The 21899-nt window shown below is 46.0% G+C and carries 19 protein-coding genes; 5 read left to right on the top strand and 14 right to left on the bottom strand.

The window, feature by feature from the left end; translation table 11 throughout:
* Positions 1-315 precede the first annotated feature (315 nt).
* From AC060N_RS09310 to AC060N_RS09325, 4 genes are all read left to right on the top strand, one after another.
* Positions 316-1053 carry a YrhK family protein gene (locus AC060N_RS09310; protein ID WP_479526855.1) on the top strand — a complete coding sequence of 246 codons (738 nt, stop codon included), beginning with the start codon at positions 316-318 and terminating at the stop codon, positions 1051-1053.
* Between the two features lie 86 nt (positions 1054-1139).
* Positions 1140-2378, top strand: a complete 1239-nt coding sequence (locus AC060N_RS09315; protein WP_479526856.1) for a pyridoxal phosphate-dependent decarboxylase family protein — start codon at positions 1140-1142, stop codon at positions 2376-2378.
* A gap of 60 nt (positions 2379-2438) precedes the next feature.
* Positions 2439-3134 (top strand): hypothetical protein, encoded by a 696-nt coding sequence (locus AC060N_RS09320; RefSeq protein ID WP_479526857.1) that lies wholly within the window; start codon positions 2439-2441, stop codon positions 3132-3134.
* Positions 3135-3305: 171 nt separating this feature from the next.
* Complete coding sequence (locus AC060N_RS09325; protein WP_106543603.1) at positions 3306-4295, top strand: potassium channel beta subunit family protein; 990 nt, start codon at positions 3306-3308, stop codon at positions 4293-4295.
* A gap of 77 nt (positions 4296-4372) precedes the next feature.
* Here AC060N_RS09325 and AC060N_RS09330 read toward each other — a convergent pair whose 3' ends face one another.
* From AC060N_RS09330 to AC060N_RS09395, 14 genes are all read right to left on the bottom strand, one after another.
* Positions 4373-5455, bottom strand: a complete 1083-nt coding sequence (locus AC060N_RS09330; RefSeq protein ID WP_479526858.1) for a dipeptidase — start codon at positions 5453-5455, stop codon at positions 4373-4375.
* Positions 5456-5470: 15 nt separating this feature from the next.
* Entirely contained in the window at positions 5471-6559 is a 1089-nt protein-coding gene (locus AC060N_RS09335) for a D-TA family PLP-dependent enzyme (protein WP_479526859.1), read from the bottom strand.
* A gap of 1 nt (position 6560) precedes the next feature.
* Positions 6561-7031, bottom strand: a complete 471-nt coding sequence (locus AC060N_RS09340) for a RidA family protein (RefSeq protein ID WP_479526860.1) — start codon at positions 7029-7031, stop codon at positions 6561-6563.
* An 11-nt stretch (positions 7032-7042) separates the two neighbouring features.
* Positions 7043-8362: a gluconate:H+ symporter gene (locus tag AC060N_RS09345; protein WP_479526861.1), complete on the bottom strand. Its 1320-nt coding sequence runs from the start codon at positions 8360-8362 to the stop codon at positions 7043-7045.
* 171 nt (positions 8363-8533) lie between these two features.
* Positions 8534-8884 carry a DUF3147 family protein gene (locus AC060N_RS09350; protein WP_106543673.1) on the bottom strand — a complete coding sequence of 117 codons (351 nt, stop codon included), beginning with the start codon at positions 8882-8884 and terminating at the stop codon, positions 8534-8536.
* 56 nt (positions 8885-8940) lie between these two features.
* A complete protein-coding gene (locus AC060N_RS09355) occupies positions 8941-9543 on the bottom strand; it encodes a hypothetical protein (protein WP_479526862.1) in 603 nt (200 codons plus the stop codon).
* A 95-nt stretch (positions 9544-9638) separates the two neighbouring features.
* Entirely contained in the window at positions 9639-10289 is a 651-nt protein-coding gene (locus tag AC060N_RS09360; protein WP_479526863.1) for an HAD family hydrolase, read from the bottom strand.
* Positions 10290-10398: 109 nt separating this feature from the next.
* Complete coding sequence (locus AC060N_RS09365; protein ID WP_479526864.1) at positions 10399-10989, bottom strand: TMEM175 family protein; 591 nt, start codon at positions 10987-10989, stop codon at positions 10399-10401.
* 310 nt (positions 10990-11299) lie between these two features.
* On the bottom strand, positions 11300-12235 hold the full coding sequence (locus AC060N_RS09370) for an SMP-30/gluconolactonase/LRE family protein (protein WP_479526865.1): 936 nt from the start codon (positions 12233-12235) through the stop codon (positions 11300-11302).
* Positions 12236-12557: 322 nt separating this feature from the next.
* Complete coding sequence (locus AC060N_RS09375) at positions 12558-13265, bottom strand: DNA alkylation repair protein (protein WP_479526866.1); 708 nt, start codon at positions 13263-13265, stop codon at positions 12558-12560.
* A 120-nt stretch (positions 13266-13385) separates the two neighbouring features.
* Positions 13386-14945 carry a rhomboid family intramembrane serine protease gene (locus AC060N_RS09380; RefSeq protein WP_479526867.1) on the bottom strand — a complete coding sequence of 520 codons (1560 nt, stop codon included), beginning with the start codon at positions 14943-14945 and terminating at the stop codon, positions 13386-13388.
* Positions 14946-15032: 87 nt separating this feature from the next.
* On the bottom strand, positions 15033-15413 hold the full coding sequence (locus AC060N_RS09385) for a VOC family protein (protein WP_479526868.1): 381 nt from the start codon (positions 15411-15413) through the stop codon (positions 15033-15035).
* A 119-nt stretch (positions 15414-15532) separates the two neighbouring features.
* On the bottom strand, positions 15533-16357 hold the full coding sequence (locus tag AC060N_RS09390) for a hypothetical protein (protein WP_479526869.1): 825 nt from the start codon (positions 16355-16357) through the stop codon (positions 15533-15535).
* 1927 nt (positions 16358-18284) lie between these two features.
* The gene (locus AC060N_RS09395) at positions 18285-19934 is read right to left on the bottom strand and encodes a hybrid sensor histidine kinase/response regulator (protein WP_479526870.1); all 1650 of its coding nucleotides are present in this window, start codon (positions 19932-19934) and stop codon (positions 18285-18287) included.
* Between the two features lie 616 nt (positions 19935-20550).
* Here AC060N_RS09395 and AC060N_RS09400 point away from each other — a divergent pair.
* The gene (locus AC060N_RS09400) at positions 20551-21888 is read left to right on the top strand and encodes a TolC family protein (RefSeq protein ID WP_153638985.1); all 1338 of its coding nucleotides are present in this window, start codon (positions 20551-20553) and stop codon (positions 21886-21888) included.
* The last annotated feature ends 11 nt before the right edge of the window (positions 21889-21899 follow it).

The raw sequence follows: 21899 nt of genomic DNA on the forward strand, positions 1-21899 counted from the left end.
CGTCGTAGTAGTCGTCGATGCCGTACGCGATGACTGGGCAGCAGGCGGCGATTGACGAGCTGTCGACGCAACCGGGGTCGGCATACCAGTTGTTGAAGTCGGTCGCGTTGTACGCGTAGCCGCACGTGCCTGGCGGGAGGGCGCAGCGCTGCGCCGAGGTGCAGACCCAGGTGCTGCCGCTCTGCGTGAGCGTCGTACCTGAAGAACAGGTAAGGCCAACAGAGGCGGGTCAATCAATTTCTTTTTCCGATTTTCGGCAGATTGTTCGCATTTCATTACTTTGGCAGACCAGAAAATAGAAAATCAGCCAAGGGTATGCCGCATCTGTTTACCAATCGTCCCCGACAACACAACCTTTTTATTGATGAACCTGCCGGCTCGAGGCACTTTAGCTGGGAGTCGGTCAACTCGGTTTTGTATTTGCTGGGCGGACTCACCTTTGTTCTGGGCAGCATTTTCTTCCTGCCGAAGTACGCGCACTATGCCGATACCGGCGCGTGGATCTTCTTTGGTGGCTCGCTGATTTACCTCATTGTAACGGTTCACGATTTGTTCGAAGCTTCCGCTTACCTGCGAAGCCGCGAGAACGCTTCGTTTTGGGAACGGTTGGAATTGTTTGCTGCCGGTGTTTATGTCTCCGGAACGGTACTGTTTATTATCGGTAGTTTGTTTTTCCTGTCTCAAATTGATTTTGTCGTGGCTGGAAGTTGGTGTTTTATCTGGGGAAGCCTGCTTTTCCTGGTTGGTGCTTTTATCAATGTCATCCAGATTATTCAGGCCGGATCAATGTTTACGCTTCAATTAATGAATGCCACTGCTATCTGTTTCACCATCGGGTCTGTTATCTTCTTACTGGCTTCGGTTCCTTATCTCTGGAGTCACAAGCAAACCGCTTTTCAGCAGAAGCTTTACAGTTACATGGCCTGGGAATACATTGTGGGCAGTATCTTCTTTTTAACGGGCGGAATCTTCAATTTTTACCGCTCGTACCTGGCGAATAATCACTACAAGCGGCAGGAAAAACGGGAAGCAGTTTACAGCGAAGACCGGTAGAATTGAGCAATCATCCGTTTTTCTGACATCCATCACATCCCTTCGTTGTTTGCTTGTTTATCTTTGTTCCGGTTAAAAATTAGACTATGCGATATTGGAAAAAGCTAACCGGAAATGAGATTAGGGAGCGCGTATTTGGCGCCCTGAACCGGAATGTCAATTATAAAGAGCGAACTACGCTGGGAATTCCGGCTTCGCACCTCGATGAAAATGTGTTTAACCAGGATGCCACTTACTTGAAAGATGCGCCGTTCCTGTCGGCCATGGTGCACAATCCGAATCATATCGGCTGTCATACACTGGGAGATTCTGAACAGTTTTTTGCCGGAACGCAGCAGATCGAGCGCGAATTAGTTGCGCTGGTAGCCGAAGATATTTTGAAAGGTGAGCCGGATGCTCAGGACGGTTATATTGCGTCCGGTGGAACCGAAGCCAACATGCAGGCCATCTGGATTTACCGCAATTTTTTCTTACGCGAAAAAGGAGCGAAGAACAGTGAGATTGCTATTCTCTGCTCGGCCGATTCCCACTACTCGATGCCAAAAGCCGGTAATATCATGAACCTGCCGGTGATTTCCGTTCCGGTCGATGATACTACCCGTGAAATCCAACCGGAAGTGCTGGACCAAAAGCTGGAGGAGGCGAAAGCCAACGGAATAGCCTATTTTATTGTGGTTTCGAATATGATGACCACCATGTTTGGTTCGGTCGATAAAATCGACACGTATGTGAACGCACTGAAAAAAGCCGGCGTCGAATACAAGATTCACATCGATGGTGCTTACGGCGGGTTCGTTTATCCGTTCAGTACGGCTGATGAAGATTTGACGTTCCGGAATCCGGAGATTACCTCATTCACGCTGGATGCACACAAGATGGTGCAGGCTCCGTTCGGTACCGGTGTTTTTCTTATCAGGAAAGGCTGGATGAAATATGCTACAACCGAGGAAGCACAGTATGTCCAGGGAATGGATGCTACCATTATCGGAAGCCGTTCCGGTGCCAATGCCATCGCCGTTTGGATGATTTTGCAGACTTACGGTCCTCACGGTTGGTTCGAGAAGATTCACATTCTGAATTACCGCACCGAGTGGCTCTGCAATCAGTTGGAAGAACTGAATGTTCCCTTTTACCGGAATCCATCATCGAACCTGGTAACCATGCGAGCCGCCAGTATTCCGGTTGAATTGGTGGAAAAATATGGTCTGGTTCCCGATAGTCACCACGCGCCGAACTGGTTCAAAATTGTGGTAATGGAACATGTTACCGTCGATCATTTGCTGCCGTTTGTGGAAGATTTAAAAGCACATTTGGCAGGTAAGTAATCTGCGTTTTCCGGACGAATGAGCGGATAAAGTTTGTATTTTAGACGGAAATTCATTGCCATGAGAATATTTTACGCTATTGCTTTTCTGTTGATGCTATTGGTTGGTGGTAAGGTTTCGGCTCAAATCAGGGCGACTACCGCAGCCGGTAATAAGGTTTTGTTGTTTCCCAACGGAACCTGGAAATACGACGAAGGACAAACGATTATAGATACACTTCCGAATCCCAATCCTCAGCCACAGCAGGCTGCGGTTGCTCCGGCACCAGCAGCTAAACAGGCTTCCTGGTCCATGAAGATTGATTCGAGCCGGGTCGACTCGACATTGAAGGTGCAAATCATCGATGTTTCCAGTCCGCGACTGGCCCGTTTCTTTGGCGAAGAAAAAGGACGGATGCGTTGTAGTGCTGAGTGTGTCAACGAAAAAGGAGTGATATCGATTCGACTGGAATGGGCTGCAGCAGTTGGAGATGCCAATCGGTACTTCGGTTTCATGAGAGATGTGAAAGACGTAACATTTGTGTTGGCGAGTGGTCAGGAGTTGAAATTTCAATACAACCCGGGTTTTAAAGACCACTTCTTTGACAACTACAACATTTCCTATTACAATGGCTCAGTAACATTGACGAAGAATGAGATTGGTGCGTTGTTGTCTTCTCCGGTTGTCCGCATTGACATGGATTGGAAAAAAGCGCCGGAAGAATACGAGCTGAAGAACACACAGTATTTCATGAACAACTTGCCGAAGGTTTTATAAGAGAAGACAATTATCGAAATATTTTTTGAAAGCTCCCTGTTGGACTGAATCAAGCAGGGAGCTTTTCTTTTACCGGCATTCCTGTAACCCTTCTGAACCTTTCCTTTCTTCGTTTTGTTTTTCCCGGTAGGAGTTTCATTCGAAACCTTATAAAATCAAAATATAAAAACAATGGAATATAGAAGACTCGGAAAATCCGGATTAAAACTGAGTACGTTATCGCTGGGTAGCTGGGTGACCTTTCATCAGCAAATCGATGACAGCAAAGCTGATATGCTGATGGGACTCGCTTACGACCGCGGTATCAACTTTTTCGATAACGCGGAAGCCTATGCGATGGGCGAAAGTGAAAAAATGATGGGACGTGTCCTGAAGAAGAAACAGTGGGACCGTACTTCGTATGTGGTGTCGAGTAAGGTGTTTTTCGGTATTCATGGCGAAGATAATAAGCCGACGCAACGCGGCCTTTCGCGTAAGCACCTGGTAGAAGCCTGTAACGAAGCATTGCAGCGTTTGCAGACAGATTACCTTGATTTGTATTTCTGCCATCGTCCCGATAAGGAAACCCCCATTGAAGAAGTGGTTTGGACGATGAATCACCTGATTCAGCAGGGAAAAATCCTCTACTGGGGAACCTCGGAATGGAGTGCTGCCGAAATTATGGAAGCGTTTATGGTGGCCGAAAAGTATCGCCTCATTGGCCCGACCATGGAGCAGCCACAGTACAATCTGTTCGAGCGCACTAAACTGGAAAAAGATTATCTGACGATTTTCAAAGATGTCGGTTTGGGAACAACCATCTGGAGTCCGCTGGCTTCGGGTCTTCTGACGGGAAAATACAATGATGGCATCCCGGAAGGCTCGCGTTTGGATGACAAAAAGATGGAGTGGCTGAAAAACAACATCCTGAACGACGATAAAATTGAACGGGTTCGTAACCTGCAGAACGTGGCAGATGAGCTGGGAACATCACTGGCGACTTTGTCAATTGCCTGGACGATTAGTAATCCGAATGTGACGACTGCTATTTTGGGTGCGACCCGGAAAGAGCAGCTGGAAGAGAACCTGAAAGCACTGGAGGTGTATCCCAAACTCACGCCGGAAGTAAAAGACCGGATTGACGAAATCATGGGTACCAAGCCGGTGTTGCCGATGTTCTAAGACCCAAAAGTGAAAAAATAGAAAAGCTCCCTTGTTCATTCAATACAAGGGAGCTTTTTTGTTGGCGTTATATTTTCTTATTTCCGGAAATATTCCTGCAGAAACCGCACAAAGTTGCCGTGCATGATGTTTTGCACATCTTCATCACTAAAGCCTCTCTTTTTGAGTAATCCCGGCAGTTTTTGTATGTCTGCAATCGTATCCAGGTCGTAGGGACACTGCTCATTACCAAAGGCTCCGTCCAAATCACTACCAACACCTACATGCTGCGAATCGCCGGCCAGTTGACAGATATGATCGATGTTATCGACCATGATGTCCAGTGTCACATTCCGGTCTTTGGGGGTGGAAACACCGCGAATCCAGTCAGGAACCATCATCCACGCATCAAGTGCGACTCCAATGACCGCATTTCGGTTGACCAATTCTCCTATCATCTCGTCGCTGAACTGGCGGTTATGATCGACAAATTGACGACAATTGTTGTGACTGGCCCAGATATTCCCTTTATAAATGTCCAGCGCATGCCAGAAAGCGTCATCGTTCAGGTGAGTCATGTCCAGAATCATGTCCAGCTTTTCCATGGTCTTCAGCAGTTCGACACCTTTTGCGTTTAGCCTGCCGGAAGAATCCGTTCCGTTGGCATAGACTCCCGGGCCATAATGGGCAGGACCAACAGCTCGTAAGCCATAGTTGTAAGCTCTTTCCAGGTGATTCATCGAAATGATGGAATCAGCACCTTCCAGGCTAAGCAGATAGCAAATAGGGGCTTTCCCATCCGGTTTTTCCCACAATGCAAGACTTTCATCTAAGGTTTGACTGTCTACAATCGGCTTCATTTCGCCGGCTTCTTCCATGGTACGGTACCATTGCAACTGGCCCTGTGTTTGCGCCCAGGCCTGCTCCTGTGAATACCAGCCCGGAATGGGACTTCCCGGCTTCACGACTCTTGAAATCTGGGTAGCGACGACCAATCCAACATTTCCTTCCCGTAAGGCCGGAAATGAAACGGTGTTTCGGCCGCGATCGGGTTTGTCGGTCATGCCTTTTTCGCTTTCGCGGATTTGTTCTACCGTCCATCGCTGGTCGCGGTTCCACTCCATGGCGTTCATCGAGATGTCCAGGTGAGCGTCGAAGCACAATATTTTGTCGTTTTCCATTTGTCTATTAGCTGTTTAGTAAATTCTTTTTCGGGCGATTACGTTCCAGGTTCCGGTTACCTGATGATTGGTGACCACATACACTTTTTCGTGGAGCGCCATCGTGGGGCAAATGTGCTTCGGTAAGGCATAGACCAGCTCTCCGATTTCGAAATCCTCTTTCCGGTCGGGAGCTACGACCAAGTGTTCTTCGCTGTGATTGACCACTTCTCCGGGCTCAAAATCGAGAAATTGGAGCCTCGGGTGCGGCATTTCCGATGCAAATGCCTTATAACCCAAATCGAAGCAGACATTGCCATGAGGTTTACTGATGACTCTTCCGGCAATAACGGCAGCAGGTAGAAAATCGAGGTCGGGGATGGTTTCGGTGTAGCCCGCATCCCAAAGTATGGGCGTTCCCGGACAAAGTGTTCGTTCAGGGTATTGCACATGTATCGGAAATGTGGGTGTACCTCCGCAGGCGATTTCTTCCACGTCGATGCCTTTCTCTTTTACATTCTTCATCAGCTGAGCGACGCTTTCGTAGTCACGGTCGATATGAGCCTTCCGCTCCGCTAAATCTATTTCGTGAACATGGCCATCATAAAAGTGAAAACCTGCAAAACGAAGATTTTTACTACCATGAATAAAATCGACGATGATTTCGGCCAAACCGGGAATGATTCCGGTCCGGTGCATGCCGGTATCCAGGTCGATGAAAACCCGAACCGTTTGGCCTTTCTGAAAAGCCGCGGTGTCGAGCACGTGGGCTGCTGCTAGCGAGTCGATGGTAACGGCAAAGGTTTTATCCGGCAAGCGACTGGTGAATTCTAGGAACCAGTTTATTGCCGGACCGAGCAGCGGATAAGCCAGCAAGATGTCTTCGCCGCCGTTTTCAGCCACCATTTTTACTTCCGACAGCGTCGCACATTTGAATTTGCGGATTCCCATCTGCACCTGTAGCTGAATAATCTCGGCAATCTTGTGAGTCTTCACATGCGGACGCAGCCGTTTGACATCACCGGCCATCGCAATCATTCTCCGGATATTCTCTTCTATCCGATCGGGATAAAGCAACACGGACGGCGTAAAAACCGATGATTCGTTGGTGACGGAGTACCACATATCAGGCTTCTTCGTGCAGTTCGAAAATACATTCTACTTCCACAGCGATATTACCGGGAAGAAACATGCCAACGGCACTGCGGGCACCTTTACCGTTTTCTTCGCCAAAAACATCGACCATTAACTGGCTGAAACCGTTGATGACTTGCGGATGCTGTTCAAATTCAGGGTAGCAGTTGACCATTCCAAGCGTTTTAATCAGGCGTTTGATTTTGCCTAAATCGCCAATTTGCGCTTTGATGGTGGCCAGCATAGCCAGCCCTACCTGACGGGCAGCGACTTGTCCTTCTTCCACCGTTAAATCGCGTCCAACTTTCCCTTTGATTAATTGCTTATCGCTTTTGAGCGGGCCTTGTCCGGAAACATAGAGGTGGTTTCCGGTAATTACAACCGGACGATAAATACCACCCAACGGAGGAGCGGGTGGTAATTCCAGTCCCAGTGTTTTAATTTTTTCTTCTACTGTGCTCATCTTAGTTTGGTTTATATAAAATGATTGATGATGAAAACACCTGCCAGACCGACCAGGGAAATGGTCGTTTCCATTACGGTCCAGGTCATAAAGGTTTCTTTCACCGAAAGGTTAAAGTATTCTTTAAACATCCAAAAGCCACCATCGTTCACATGCGACAGCATTAAACTTCCTGAACCAATCGCGAGCACCATTAATTCGGGCGATACGTGTGGTAACGATGCTAACGGGAGAACGATTCCGGCTGCGGTCATTCCCGCTACAGTGGCTGAGCCGACTGACACCCGAATGACCGCGGCAATCAGCCAGGCAAGGAACAACGGAGACATTTGCGAATGTCTGAGTAATTCTCCTAAATATTCGCTGATGCCACTGGCGACCAAAACCTCTTTCAAACCTCCGGCGCCTGCCAGAATCAGCAATATCATGGCAATACTGGATACAGCGTGTGCCAGCCGGTCCATGATGTCGGGAATACGCTTTCCGCGACGGATTCCCAATGACCAGATAGCAAAAAGTACAGAGAGTAACATCGCCAGAACCGGATTGCCAATCCCTTCAATGTATGGATAAATGGCGCTTTCTTTTGGAATGAAGTGATTCGCTATCCCTGAAAAGGCGATCAAAATAACGGGCATCAAAGCAGTTAAAATGCTGATGAACGTCGACGGTAGATCCTTTTCGTCCAAAACTTCATGTCCGGTGAAATCTGCTAATGGTTTCGCCTTAATTTTTTTGAAGCGGGGAGAGAGTATCGGTCCGGCGATGATGATGGCCGGAATGGCAATGAGCAAACCGAGCATCATGGTATCGCCGATATCAGCATGAAACATAGCTGCTATGGCTGTTGGAGCGGGGTGTGGGGGCAGATAGCCATGTGTTACTGAAAGGGACGCCAGCATGGGTAATCCGACCAGGAGCAAAGGAAGCCCCGTTGCCTCGGCAATGGTGAAGGCGATGGGTATGAGGATGACAAAGCCGACGGAATAGAACATGGGGATACCGACAATAAAGCCGGTTAACATCAGGGCCCAGTGGATTCGCTTCAAACCAAAGGCTTCGACCAATGTTTGAGTGATTCGCTGTGCCGCACCGCTGTCGGCCACCAGTTTACCCAGCATGGCTCCAAATCCGAGAATCAAAACCAGCAAGCCGAGCGTTTCGCCCATTCCCTTTTTCAGGGCATCGATGATGGCATTTAACGGCAGGCCCATGGCCAACCCAACAAAAAGGCAAACCAACGTAAACGAAATAAAGGCATTGAGCTTGAATGCGGTAATCAGCAGCAGGAGTAATATAACGCCGGCCAGGACAATCAGTAAGGGCATCATAAGGCAGCAGTTTGATGATGTCTCCTAAATCCAAAGCGTCTTGTTCGGATTTAGGAGAGCATTTGCTTTCGTCCTTAAAATTAAGCGCCTCTCCGGATTTACCAACTCTTTGCAAAACAAATAGAGGAAATCCGACACGGTTTCTTTAAGTTGGAGTTAATTTCCGATTGATTAGATATGGATGCCAAAATATTTCAATGTCATCACATATAGCCAATATGCCAGGGCGGTAAAGACCACGGAAAGAAATAAGGCAATCCAAAAGCTGAGCCCACTTTTGACTAATAGAGGAAAGGAAATTAAAAATACATAGCTGGGAATAACAGCCAGAAGAACATTCCAGGAAAGACTCACAACTTTCCCAACGTCATGCGTGTCGAGATATAACCAAATCATAGCCAAAAACGTAGTCAGCGGAAGCGACGCATATATGGCCGCCATAATCGAGTTGCGTTTTCCAACTTCCGAAATAGTAACAATCAGGATAGAGGTCAGCAGTACTTTAATGATATATCTGAGCATCTTCAGGGTGTTTTGTTTGTGATTGAATATTCTTACGTAAGTTTTATTCTCGAAGTTCAAGTCAGCGAAAAATATTTGATCAATAACACGACGGCCCCGACTACCAGGAACAGGTCGAGTTGTACTTTCAGCTTCAGTAAGCCAAACAAACCATAAAAGAGTCCGGCAATGACGAAAGCCAATGAGATGTAGGCTGAATTCAACCCGTTAAAAACCAATAGAAATCCAATGACAACCGACAGGGTGGGACAGGGAATTAAACCAGCGGGCGAGGCGTACAGATAACCGATGTGAGAATTGGTTTCGATGAAATGGGGATAAACCAAACCAAAAGCCATTATGAGGATTCCGGCTACGACAAACGGCTTTTGCGACATAGTTACAGGTAAACCAGATATTTGCATGCTAAAAATGAAGACTATGATGGCCAAAACGGTAAACGAAGTTCCATTAAAGGGATTTCCTCTCATCCAGGCCAGCAGAGCTACCGTCAGCAACGGAAGGCACAAAATGCTTGCCAGTAACTGGTTCGAAGGTTTCCAACCAGCCAGCAGGGCGACAATCAAAATATAGAAAAGGAGATGCCAGATTTTAGCCAGCGTGACATAATCATTTGCAATGGCATGTAGTCCGTCAAGAATCTCTTCAGCTTTCGGCATGATTTCTCGTTTCAGGTTCGGAAGAAGTTATTTCCCTTGAAATTAAGAACTTTAACAGAGAACCCGAAAGCAAAAGAGAAAAACGTTGACGATTGCTATAGTAATGTCATCAACTCTGAAGGATGTGCAACGGTTTTCTTCGCACCGTTGGCGCGCAGCTCTTCTTCACCCCGAAAACCCCACAGAACACCAACGGCGTACATCCCGGCGTTATTGGCAGTTTGCATATCCACGTCCGTGTCGCCTACGTAAATCATCTCTTTGGGTTCAATCCCCATCTCTTTGCTCATTTGAAGCGCTTTTTGCGGATTGGGTTTTTTCAGACTTTCATCTGTCAGCCCGGCGATGATTGTGAAATATTCTTCCGGAAGAAGTGTCCTGGCAGTCTGTTGCGTCATTTCATCGGCTTTGTTGGAAAGGATGGCCAGTTTTAAATCGCGGGCTGCCAGTTCATCCAGCAAATCGGTAACCCCATCGTACGGGCGGGTCTTGTTAACGCAATTTTTCTTGTAAAGACTGTACATTGTTTCGAAGTAAGCCCGGATGGTTGCTTCATCCCGTTGCGATTCGGGCAAAGCTTCCCTTACTAAGTTTCTGATACCACTACCGACAAATAGCCGATAAGCCTCGTTATCGTGGGTGGGCAGGTTGTTCTCGCTGAGCACCCGGTTCATCGAATCGGCAATATCTTCGATGGTATCGAGCAACGTACCATCCAAATCGAAAATAATTCCTTTAAAAGACATGAGTTCTGTTTTTGTTCGCGGTTACATTCTGAAATGAATCGGCAAACTTACACAATTTGCAGGGGACATCACAAGAAGAGCTCTTCGTTTCGGATAGAAATCGAATACATCAATGTTTGGAAGAGGTTTCTGCAATTGTCCGTTCTATCCGTTTATCGGGAATCAGCCAGATGAGGGCGACAAGAATGTATATACCTCCGGAAAACCATTGACTCAACCAGCTGGAGCCGATAGCAATCAGGTACAATATCGGCGATATTTTACCCTTGATATCTTTTCCAATGGCTTTCGCCAGAAGAGAAGTATGTCCGTGACTTTTGATGATCAGGTTTTGCAGGATGAAATAGGCTATCGCAGCCATTAACAGGACCACTCCATATAGGGCAAGAGGCGTGGAGCTGAATTGATTTTCGCCCATCCAGCCTGTCACAAACGGGATGAGTGAAAGCCAGAAAAGCAGATGCAAATTGGCCCACAAAATGCTGCCATTCACCCGCCTCACGGTGTGCATCATGTGGTGGTGATTGTTCCAGTAGATTCCCACGTAGATAAAGCTCAGTACATAACTCAGAAATACCGGGATTAGCGGCTTCAAATCAACCAGGTCATGACCATGGGGTACTTTAATTTCCAGTACCATAATGGTAATGATAATCGCCAGCACTCCGTCGCTGAAGGCTTCCAAACGTCCTTTATTCATGTTTCAGGTGTGTAGGTTTTAGCCTTTTAACGTGATAAAGGCAACAAGGTTAACAGTCCGGCTAACGGCCGAGGGCAGCCAACAATGAAAATACGAATTGCGTGCATGCCTTCAGCCTGATGAATAATGAGTAATCTATCTGAGTTTTATCGTCTGGAGTCTGGTGTCTTCTTTCTTAGTAAAAGAAAACGGGCCAAAGGCAAAAGCAAAGTTGAAGCGCAACCTGTAACCCGAAATGCGAAGCCCGACAACAGGAACCACAGAAACTACAGAAACCGCGGAGCACAACCTGTAACTATTTAATGATTGTTCATTTTTCATTTCTCATTGCTCCTGCTCCTTTCACCTTCATGGGCAACTTGTAAAATCCATGACTGGCGGTAATGAACAATGTCTTGAAATGCGGTCCTCCAAACGTCACATTAGCTGTCCAGTCCTGTTTCACGTCAATGTGGTCAATATTTTGCCCCCGCTTGTTGAAGACGGTCACACCCTTTCCGGTGAGGTAGAGATTGCCCTCCGCATCGAGCGTGAGGCCATCCGATCCCATGTCGGTGAATAGCTTCCGGTCGGTCAGGTGACCGTTCTTTTCAATCTGATACACGTAGGTTTTGTTGGCGCCTATATCGGCGACATACAACTGTTTGCCATCCGGTGAGCCAATGATGCCGTTGGGTTTCACCAGGTCGTCGCCAACGATAATCACCTTGTGCCGGTCGGGCGTGAGGTAGTAAACACGCTGCTTTTTGATGGCGGGTTGCTTGCGTTTCCAGTAGTCGCGCTGATAGTACGGGTCGGTGAAATACATGCCGCCTTTCGGGTCAATCCAGACGTCGTTGGGACCATTGAGCCGGTGTCCCTTGAAATCTTTTATCAGCACGGTTACTTTCTTATCGGGAGAAATCGACCAAAGCTGGTCATGCAAATCGGCACAGGTGATGAGGTTCCCCTTCCGATCGAAATACATCCCGTTCGAACGGCCGGTATTGTCCATGAAAACAGACAGTTTGCCTGTGGTGCTGTATTTCCAGATTTTGTTGTTGGGCTGGTCGGTGAAATAAACATTTCCTTTGGCGTCAGCTGCCGGCCCTTCGGTAAAAGAAAACTGGTTGGAAATGAGTTTCAACTGAGCACCTTCAGCCACTACCGGACTGTTTTGTGCATTGGCAATGGAAGCGAAGCCCATGATTCCGGCCACTACAAGCGGCAAAATACGAATCAAACGGATGGATGAGAATAACTGCATGTATCAGAGGTTTTTATTTATTATCGTTCAGGAAACCGCCTTTTTCAGGCGAACGAAAGATAGTATTTTCAACGGAAACCAAAATGGAGAGTGGGAGAAAGGGTGAAGTGGAGAGTGGGCGATTGGGTGATGGGGAGAATAGGAGATTATCTAACAGCAACGACGAAGCGTGACCTGAAACCCTGTAATTAATGAACAATGAGAAATGAAAAATGAAGAGAACGATTCGGCTGAACCTGTAACCAACAATAGGAACAACAGTAGCAACAGAAACGATAAAAACCACGAAGCCCAATCTGTAACTTGAAACCTGAAACCTCTTCTATTTCGCCATCGCTACCGCCTTCATCTCCTTCGGCATCTTCTCTATAGCATACCGAAGTGCTGTACGGGGCATCACGGCTTTGTTGCGCACCACGTAGTCGAACACTTCCTGCTGGTGGGCCTGACTCGCGGCTTTCAACATCCAGCCATAACCTTTTTGTACCAGGTCGTCGGTATCCAGGAGTAAAATATCCGCGATGGCGAATATTTCTTCCAAAAACAGACCTCTTCGTGCCGGGACAATCAGTGAGACGGCAGCAGCCCGTTTCACCCATCGGTTATCGGAGGTGGCAAATTCCTTTAGTTTCCCCAGAAACTCCGGGTACATCATCACAAAGTCGCCGATGGTGTGATTGCATAATGTATCGCACGAAGCCCAGTTTTTCACATAATTAGTTACCCAATTCGCAAACACACCGAAATCCTCCGGAACGTACTGTTTGCGCAGGGAATAGGCCCAGTTGCAAGCTACAAATGACTCTTCCAGGTTACCCGACTGCCATAATCGGTCACATAAGGCGAAAATATCCGCTTTGTTCTCCTTTTTCAGCTCTTTCCAGTACTCCTTGCTGATTTTATGGAGGACCGCGGCTTTCACGCCGTAGGATTTTAGTTCTCCCTTGAAAAAGCGTTGCCCCGATATCCGGGTTTCTTCCGTTGCATTGTTTTGCAGTTCTTCACGGAGGCGGGTGAGGATGTTGTTCATGGAATTTTTATTGAATAAAATATATGTCTGCTACTTTCGAGCAATAGGCCTTTATATCTTATGGAATTTACAGAAATCACTTTAGATATATTTAGTGTGGTGACAACCATATGTTGAATCTTAGCTTGTCTCAAGCAGGTATTTTTTTATCGGAATATAAATCAAACCAATTATGAACCCACTAATCAACCCACCAAGGTGTGCGGCGTTGTCAACAGGCGCAATAAGTCCCATGAATAGGGTGGGACCGATAATTACGAGCAAGCCAATTGATAAAATGCCGCGGGACTTCTTCAAATCGTTATTTAAAAGGATCATAGCCAATCCGATGCCATAGAGCCCCATAATAGCGCCTGATGCCCCTACGCTGAGAGTTCTTTCATGAAAAAACATACTGGATATGCTCGATATAACACCGGTCAGGAGATAAAGGATGAGGTATTCCGGGAGACTTAAAGCTTCTTCCAGGAAAATACCAATGAGAACTAATGCAAACATGTTTAGTACTAAATGTACAAGCCCGGCATGAACAAAGATGGATGTAAACAACCGCCACCATTCTCCTTGCTCGACAAGTGGGCGAAAATTGGCACCCCAATGCAGTAAGTCTATTGACGAAGGTTCCATTAAATTGGTTCCGCTGGCTACCATAACAAGCAAAACCAATAGGTTGATGTCAACTAACAGCGAAGTTGCAAATCTTCCTTTAGCTGGAACCAGGTAAGCGATGATACCAATCGATTGCTTTATTTTTTCACTGGAGTCAAGCTTTTGGTACTTGCTTAATAGGCGTGTTTTGATTGGTCTGTTATATATCAGGAGAAAGAAGAGTAATTGAAAACCTAAAAATGTGCCTATAAGCCAAGCCAGTTTACTTCCATTCCGGGTCGCATAAGTACCTTCCTCTGACTCAAGAATGGTAACGTGTTGGATTATTTCGTCCCCTTGCGGTACTCTTTTAATGGCTTCAATAAAGTTATCCCGTTCTTCTGAGTTCGTTAAACGCTTGAAATAGTTCTGCGGATGGAAATTATACCCTCTGAATTCTTTTATGCTTTTGTCAATGAACCGTTGAATTTTTTCTGGCTGCTCTTTCATATCCCACTTATGGTTTGGGAATCTCTGACCATAGGTTTTCCCAATCCATACATTTAAATCGGTCATCGAACCGTAGTATTGGGTTGTATCGACCATCGGACAGGTAAAATGAACATTAATCCATATCTCCGTTCCATATCGGTTTGCGCTTTTTCTGGAAACCGAAAAACTACTAAACTTCTTAAAAGCATAGTAGTTGTCAATTTGGTAGTACTTGGTCCTGGGATGTTGAGTAATCTCTGTTGTACTTTTCAGAGGAGTTAACTTGCCATTTTCGGTGTTGATGTAGAGTTGCATGATAATCAGAGGGACGCCTATAGCGAATACACTTATAAGACTAAGAAAATCTTCAGTCTTATCTTTCACCACCAGAAAACTCACTTTCGGACGGACAAATAGATAAGCAAAAAGTGCTGCTATTCCCATTGGCAAAAAAAGATCAACCAGTATTTCTTTCGGTTCGATCAAATGGTACCGAATAATCAATAGATAATGAGCCAGGGTATAAAGTCCGATAATGACAACGGTTGCTGTCAATATCGGTAAATAGATATGTTTCAGAACCTTCTTAGGAGATTTCATGGGTGGATTTAAGATATTGGTCTGTTAGTGAACGACATCAAAAATAATTGTTTTCCGTTTCAATGGAGAAATCTGTCTCCAAATAATTTACGCGTAATTACTAATCTCAATCAGGTTGCCGTCCGGGTCGCGGAGGTAAAGCGAGCGGATTTTCCCGGTGGCGCCGGTCCGTTCCACAATGCCCTCGATAATCTTTACGCCCTTATTGATGAGCTCGGCCTGCACCTCCTCAATGGCGGTGGCGCTGACGAGACAAATATCGGCCGATCCGCAGGTGGGAGCGGAGGCTTTGGGCTCAAATTCCTTGCCTTTTGGGTGCAGGTTGATTTTCTGCCTTCCAAACGACAACGCTTTCCGGTTATTCCCGAAAACCACCAGCTCCATGCCCAGTATTTCGGTGTAAAACTCGATGGTTGCCGCCATGTTGGCAACGGTCAGTACAATATGGTCGATGCGGTCGATTTTCATAGAATGTTAAAGGTGAATGACATTTGCTTCATAACACTGTTCACTATAATAACGTGACTTTGTTCTCTGGTACTAATTGAAATCGAAAACTTCTTTAAATTAATAAAACTTAAGAAAGCTTATTTCTTTTTCTGTTTAAGCATATGAGAAATAATATCAATAGTTTCTATTTCAGGTAAATCGCTCTTGGTTGAAAAAGTTTTCAATTTTGCGGTGACAATATCTGTTAGCTGTTTATCATCCAAATCCTTTATATCGTTTGTCTTGATTATTTCTTTCACTAAATCTCGGTAAAACTGGTTTTCAGTTCGAGTATCTCTTAACTGTCTATTATATAATAGTTTCATTCGTTGCACAGTGTTTTTTAATTGGGCGGTACTTTTAGATAATTGTTTGAACTCCTTGTTTGTTTTGTCGAATAGTTTATCTTTTTTAAATATTTCTTCTCTGTACCAATAGTAAAATGAACCAAAAAACAATGCATAAAGTAGGCTTGTAATAAGTACTTGCCAGATTAAGTGCCTATTTGATTTATCTAACTCAGATACTCTTGAGTATTTATATTTTAAATCAGAATAATTCAGTGGAATAATCTTAGGAGTTGAGCCATTAACACTCTTTAACGTAAACTGGATCGTATAACTTCTTTTTGAATATATTTTGCTGATTTTTATGAGTTTTGTACTTGTTGTATCAATATCTAAATAGTCATTGTATAAAATTGATTTTAATACACCATTTTGCAATTCTAGTTCTAAATCATTTGTAACACTTTCTTTTAAACTCTTTATCAAGATGGTCTGAACAAAATTGCCAGACGGCTGCCGTAACACATCACTGGAGAATATCTCACCTTGATTACGCCCTACGAAATATGCTATAGAACCTTGCAATAAAAAATTTACAAGGAATGCTAATACTGTACCGGCAATTGTTTTTGTCATAATATTCATTACTATTGTAAATGGAATTATTGGTATTAAGCTATTTAAAAGAACCTTTAGTTATGCTTCGTATGGTTGAAAATGTTTATGAAAAGTAAATTCTTAATTTAACTCAGCTACTATAGACGTCTAAATTAGTGGTTCATTTTATTACTTCCATATACTCTAAATATTTTCACCCAATAACTTTTCAACACCCCAACGTTCATATAGGGTAGAATACAGCAAAACTCCAATAAAATAAAGTGCTATCGTATCAATCCTATCCAAAACCTGCTCCTAAACATAAGAAACCTTTCGTCTGGTGGCTGGTAGGGTGTAGGAATGTGTGTTCAATGAAAATAATGCAGAAACCGGACATTGTTTATGTTGTCTCATTATTTTATCTGTGGAACTATACTTCGGGTGACCCACCACAGGAATTTGACGACAACAATTCATGTTGGTTTCGTCGTATGAAAAAATTGGCGAAAAAAAATTTTTTACCGCCAGGTTCGTCAGGAATTTTACGGGCCAAACCGATTTTGATCGCGTCGCCCAAAAATTCTCTTGCCGGTCAAGCGCTCCCGATCGTATTTCTAAAAGTTTTTTGGTCGACGAGTTGATTCTGAATTCACTCCTGAAAGCTTTTAGGGAGGCGAACTGCTCCAAAAGTTGTTTCTGAAGACTTTTAGGTCGATAAACCGCTCTGGATTTTGCCCCTAGAAACTTTTAGGTCGGTAAATCATTCCGGATTTTGTCCCTAAAAGCTTTTAAGTCGGTAAATAGGTTCTGAATTGGTCCCTGAAGAGTTTTAGATCGAAAAAAATATTCTGTTCGGGCTCCCCAAAAGTTTTAGATCGGTAAATAGGTTTGGAATAGGTCCCTAAAAATTTTTAGATCGGGAATTTTTAGCTGGGGTGCTTCCCAAAACGTTTCAGATCGGAAAAATATAGCTGGACATCGACCAAAAAGTTTTCAGATCGAAAAAATACGGCTGGGAGGCTCCCAAAAAGTTTTCAGATCGAAAAAATACGGCTGGGAGGCTCCCAAAAAGTTTTTAGATCGCGAAATTACATCGGGTTAGGGCTCCGGGCTTTCATCGAGCTTCCCTCTGTTGGTGGTGGCACGCCCCGACAGGGGGGTTCTTGCCGGAAAAGCCTTTGAGCCTGTATCACCTGACAGCGTGATCAATGGAAACATCATACCGTGACAGGGTTCCAAACCCTGTCAGGGATTTCGTCTTCATCCCCGTAACACCTGGTAAACAATTCTTCACCTCAATCCAATTGGGGGCAATCCAACCCCAAAAAGCCTGAAAGGCTTTCATTCCAGAGCCTGGGGTAGCGCCCCAGGTATGAGTGCGGTTCGTCATTCAACCAGCCTGTAGGGCTGGCACCTGTTCTTTTCGACACCTGATATGGTTGTTGAAGCCTTTCAGGCTTCTGTTTATACATTATTCTTTCCCCGGGGCGTTACTTACGAGTGTTCGAAACCTTGTAAGAAGTTATCGGGAAAGCAGATTTGAAATATCAAGCCTTCAGCCTGTTTTGCCTCACCTGGCAGCGGTACTCGTTGGTTGGATTTTTATCTACTCACCCCATCCGGACTGCGTCCGAATTGCCCCACTCTACAAGTAAAGATGGGCGGGGGCCGGTGATAGCATCGAAGTTTGTATTTGCATTCTCCCCGACGGGATATCAGGTTGTTTTTGGAAATGATGCCTTTCGAATATGCAGCGGCGTGAGTCCTTCTCTATGATTAGAGAAGGGTTGGGGTGAGTAGAAAACATTGTTTCGAACACTCGTAGGCGTTACCCCGGGCTTTGAAGTATCAGGCTTTCAGCCTGTACCTGTATTCCCCTGAATGATATTCGGAATGTGATGACAAAAAAAATCCTGACAGGTTGCGAAAACCTGCCAGGATATAGGGTTGGAGCATAGTTCGTTTATTTACTGAAATACTTCTGCCGGACGGCTTTTAGCTTGTATTTGTTTACCGGTTTGGAGAAGTAGTCGTTGCATCCCGCCTGGATGGCTTTCTCGCGTTCGCCGGTAAAACCGAAGCCGGTTAGGGCGATAATGATAACATCTTTGTTGAATTCCCGTATCTGACGGGTCGTCTCGTAGCCATCCAAACCGGGTATCTGCACATCCATCAAAATCAAATCGATATCGGGATTGCCGCGGGTAATTATCACCGCGTCCTCACCGGTCTTCGCCAAAGCAATTTCGTTGCCAAACATCTTCGCGGCAATGGATATGATTAACTCCGATGTTTCATCGTCTTCAACAATCAGCACTTTCAGGTTACCGTCTTCATCGTCCGGTTCGGAAACAATGGCTCCGTTTTCGCCCAGGTTTCGCTTTTCCGATTCCTCGGCAAATGGAAGGGTGAAATAGAAGACAGAGCCTTTTCCTACCTCACTCTCCACCCATAACTTTCCACCTTGTTTCTCGATGAACTCCTTGCAGAGAATCAAACCGAGTCCGGTGCTGGTTTCTCCTTCGGTTCCTTCGCGGTTGACTTTCCCGTCGAGGCGGAACAGCTTGTCCAGCATCTCCCGGTCCATTCCAATTCCCGTGTCGGCAACGGATATTTCGATAAAACGGTCGGGCAATAGGTTGGCTGCAATGTCGACTTTTCCGCCGCGGGGCGTGAATTTTATCGCATTGGAAACCAGGTTCCGGATGATGGTCTGCACCACATTTACATCGGCGAATACCTCGAGGTTGTTGGGGATGGCACAGGTGATCTCAATCTCTTTCGCCTGCGCGGGTTCTGCCAGGATATCCAGGCTGTCGATGATGATGGAGCAGAGGGGAATGATTTCCGGGTTGAACAGGATCATTCCCTGCTGCATGCGCGACCACTGCAACAGGTTTTCGAGCAAGCGGTACAGGTGCGAAACCGAGTCGCGCATGGTTAACGAGAACTTGCGTATCTCTTCCATGGTCAGGTCCTGCAGGTTTTCCGCCATAACCTGGGTCAGGCCCAGAAAGCTGTTAAACGGGCTGCGCAAATCGTGGGCGATGATGGAGAAGAATTTGTCTTTTTCGGCATTGCTAATCAGCAGTTCTTCATTCATGCGCTTGATTTCGGCTTCCGCTTTCTTCCTTTCGGTGATATCCCGGTCGACGCCCCGGTAGCCTTTTAAATTTCCCTTTTCGTCGAGAATGGGAACACCATTGGTGAGCACACAACGCAATTCACCATCTTTCGTGATAACCCAGTTCTCCATATCCTTAATGGGGGCTTTTTTGTCGACAATCTCTGCAAACAGCGGGGCGATGCGTTCCTTTTCTTCCGGCGGCATGAAATCGAACGGGGTCTTCCCGATGATATCATCCGGCGACGAGCCGAACATATCGATACCGGTTTGCGAAGTGTAGGTATACAAGCCTTTTTCGTCGACTTCCCACACCCAATCTGTCTTATTGATTTCGCGAAGACGCTCTTCGCTTGTCTGCAAATCCAAATCGGCCTGCTTCCGACCTGCTATGTTTTTGTCGAATTTGTTTTTTAACGCCCGGTATTTCTGTTGCAGCTCCTGCAACTCAGCGATGAGTTCCTTTTTGGTTTTGGCATTTTGATTCATTACACAGGTTTTAGCGTTCCCGTTAATGGGGCAGTTGCATTTCACCGGTTATCAGCGGTGTTTTCGCTTTACACGAATGGGGTAGTAATATGGGCAAAAAAAATCTCTTTTCCCGGGTATTGTATAGCAGGTTTTAATTATAGATAAGAGAGGAGAGACAGGAGACATGATAAGTTTCAGGTTGGAAAGAGTGTTAAGAAACCTCCACGGATGGACACGGATTAAATTCACGGATACACACGGATGAGTTTCGCGGTTGCTGTCGTTAGGAGGTGACTTTAGACCTTTGACATTCGACGTTGGACGATTTCAAGTTTCAGGTTGCGCAATTGAGGTTACTGTGACTGATATTGTTTCTGTGGATACTATTGTTCTCCTCCGGTTCCATCGGTAGGGCCACGATATATCGTGGCCGGGAGCAATCGGCGGTATACGGGAATTCATTGTTCTGCTTCCCTGCAACCTCGAAGTGCAATTGGCTTCGTCGAACTTCGTTTCGTGTAATTTTCCTTCGATAAAATCCTTCCCTTCGTCGATAAAATCCCTGGCCCGGTCTATTCTGCTTTCAATCGGCTTTGCCGGAAACTACCTTTCGGTAAAATCAAAACGCGAAAGCATGAGAACAATCATCAGGCATATTTCCATCATCGGAATCATCATCCTGTATTTCTCCAATTCGGGTGTTTCGGCGCAACCGGCCGACTCGATCCACTGGAATTTGCAGGACTGTATTCAGTATGCATTGAAAAAGAATGTCACCGTGCGGGGGAGTGAGCTAACCTACCAAAGCAACACAGTTTATGCCGACCAGGCAAGAGCTAATCAGCTGCCATCCCTCAATGCATCGGTCAATCAGCATTTCAGCTGGAGCAAGAGCAACGGCATTAACGATAATTACGCAGGGGCCAACAGCACCGACTACGGTGTGAACTCCAGCCTGACGCTCTTCAACGGCTCGAAGCTGACCAATGCCATCAAGCAGGCCGATTTGAACCTGCAAAGCAGCAACTACGATATTCAGACCAATAAGGAAACCGTGAGCCTGAATATCCTGAACGCCTATCTGCAGGTGCTCTATGCGCAGGAAGCCGTGACCAATGCCCAAAACCAGATTCAGTCGACACAGGGGCAGGTAGAACTGGCCAAGGAAAAGCTATCGCTCCGGGTGATTTCCCAGTCGGAATACCTGCAGGTGAAATCGGAGCTGGCCAGTGAGAAACTGACTTTGGCGAACGCCGAAAAGGATTTGGCCATTGCCCGCCTGAACCTGATGCAGCTGATGGAGCTTCCGGTAACCGATAACTTCCATGTGGTCCGCCCGGTGCTCGATTCGCTGGTCAATCAGCAACGCAGCCCCAATCCGCAGGATGTTTACCTGAAAGCCCTGGGTTTTAAACCCGAAGTGAAAAGTGTGGAGCTGAACAAGCAGAGCGCTGCCCTCGATGTGAACATCGCCAAAGCGGGATATCTACCCAAACTGTCGTTGGATGCCGGAGTTAATACGGGTTATTCGAGCCTGCTGACCGGTTCGGGTTACAGCACCCAGCTCAGCGATAAGCTGACGCCTTCGGTGGGACTGAGCCTGTCCATCCCGATATTCGATAACAAGCAGGTCAAGTCGAATGTAGAGCTGGCGCAAATCGGGACACAGAATGCCGAGCTGCAGGAAATCGATGTGAAAAACCAGTTGCGGAAAGAGATTGAGCAGGCCTGTACCGACGTGAAATCGGCACAGATTCAGTACGAAGCCAGCGTGGAGAAATACGACGCGGCCAATGAGTCGTACCTGGTGGCCGAAGAAAAGTTCCGCCAGGGACTCATTAACTCGGTGGATTTCCTGGTACAGAAAACCAACCAGATTACCGCTCAGAGCAATCTGCTGCAATCGAAATACACCTTGATATTCGACTATAAAATCCTCGATTTCTATTCGGGAATACCGTTAACCCTGTAATATAAACACAC

The organism is Prolixibacter sp. DSM 2831, from assembly GCF_056493735.1.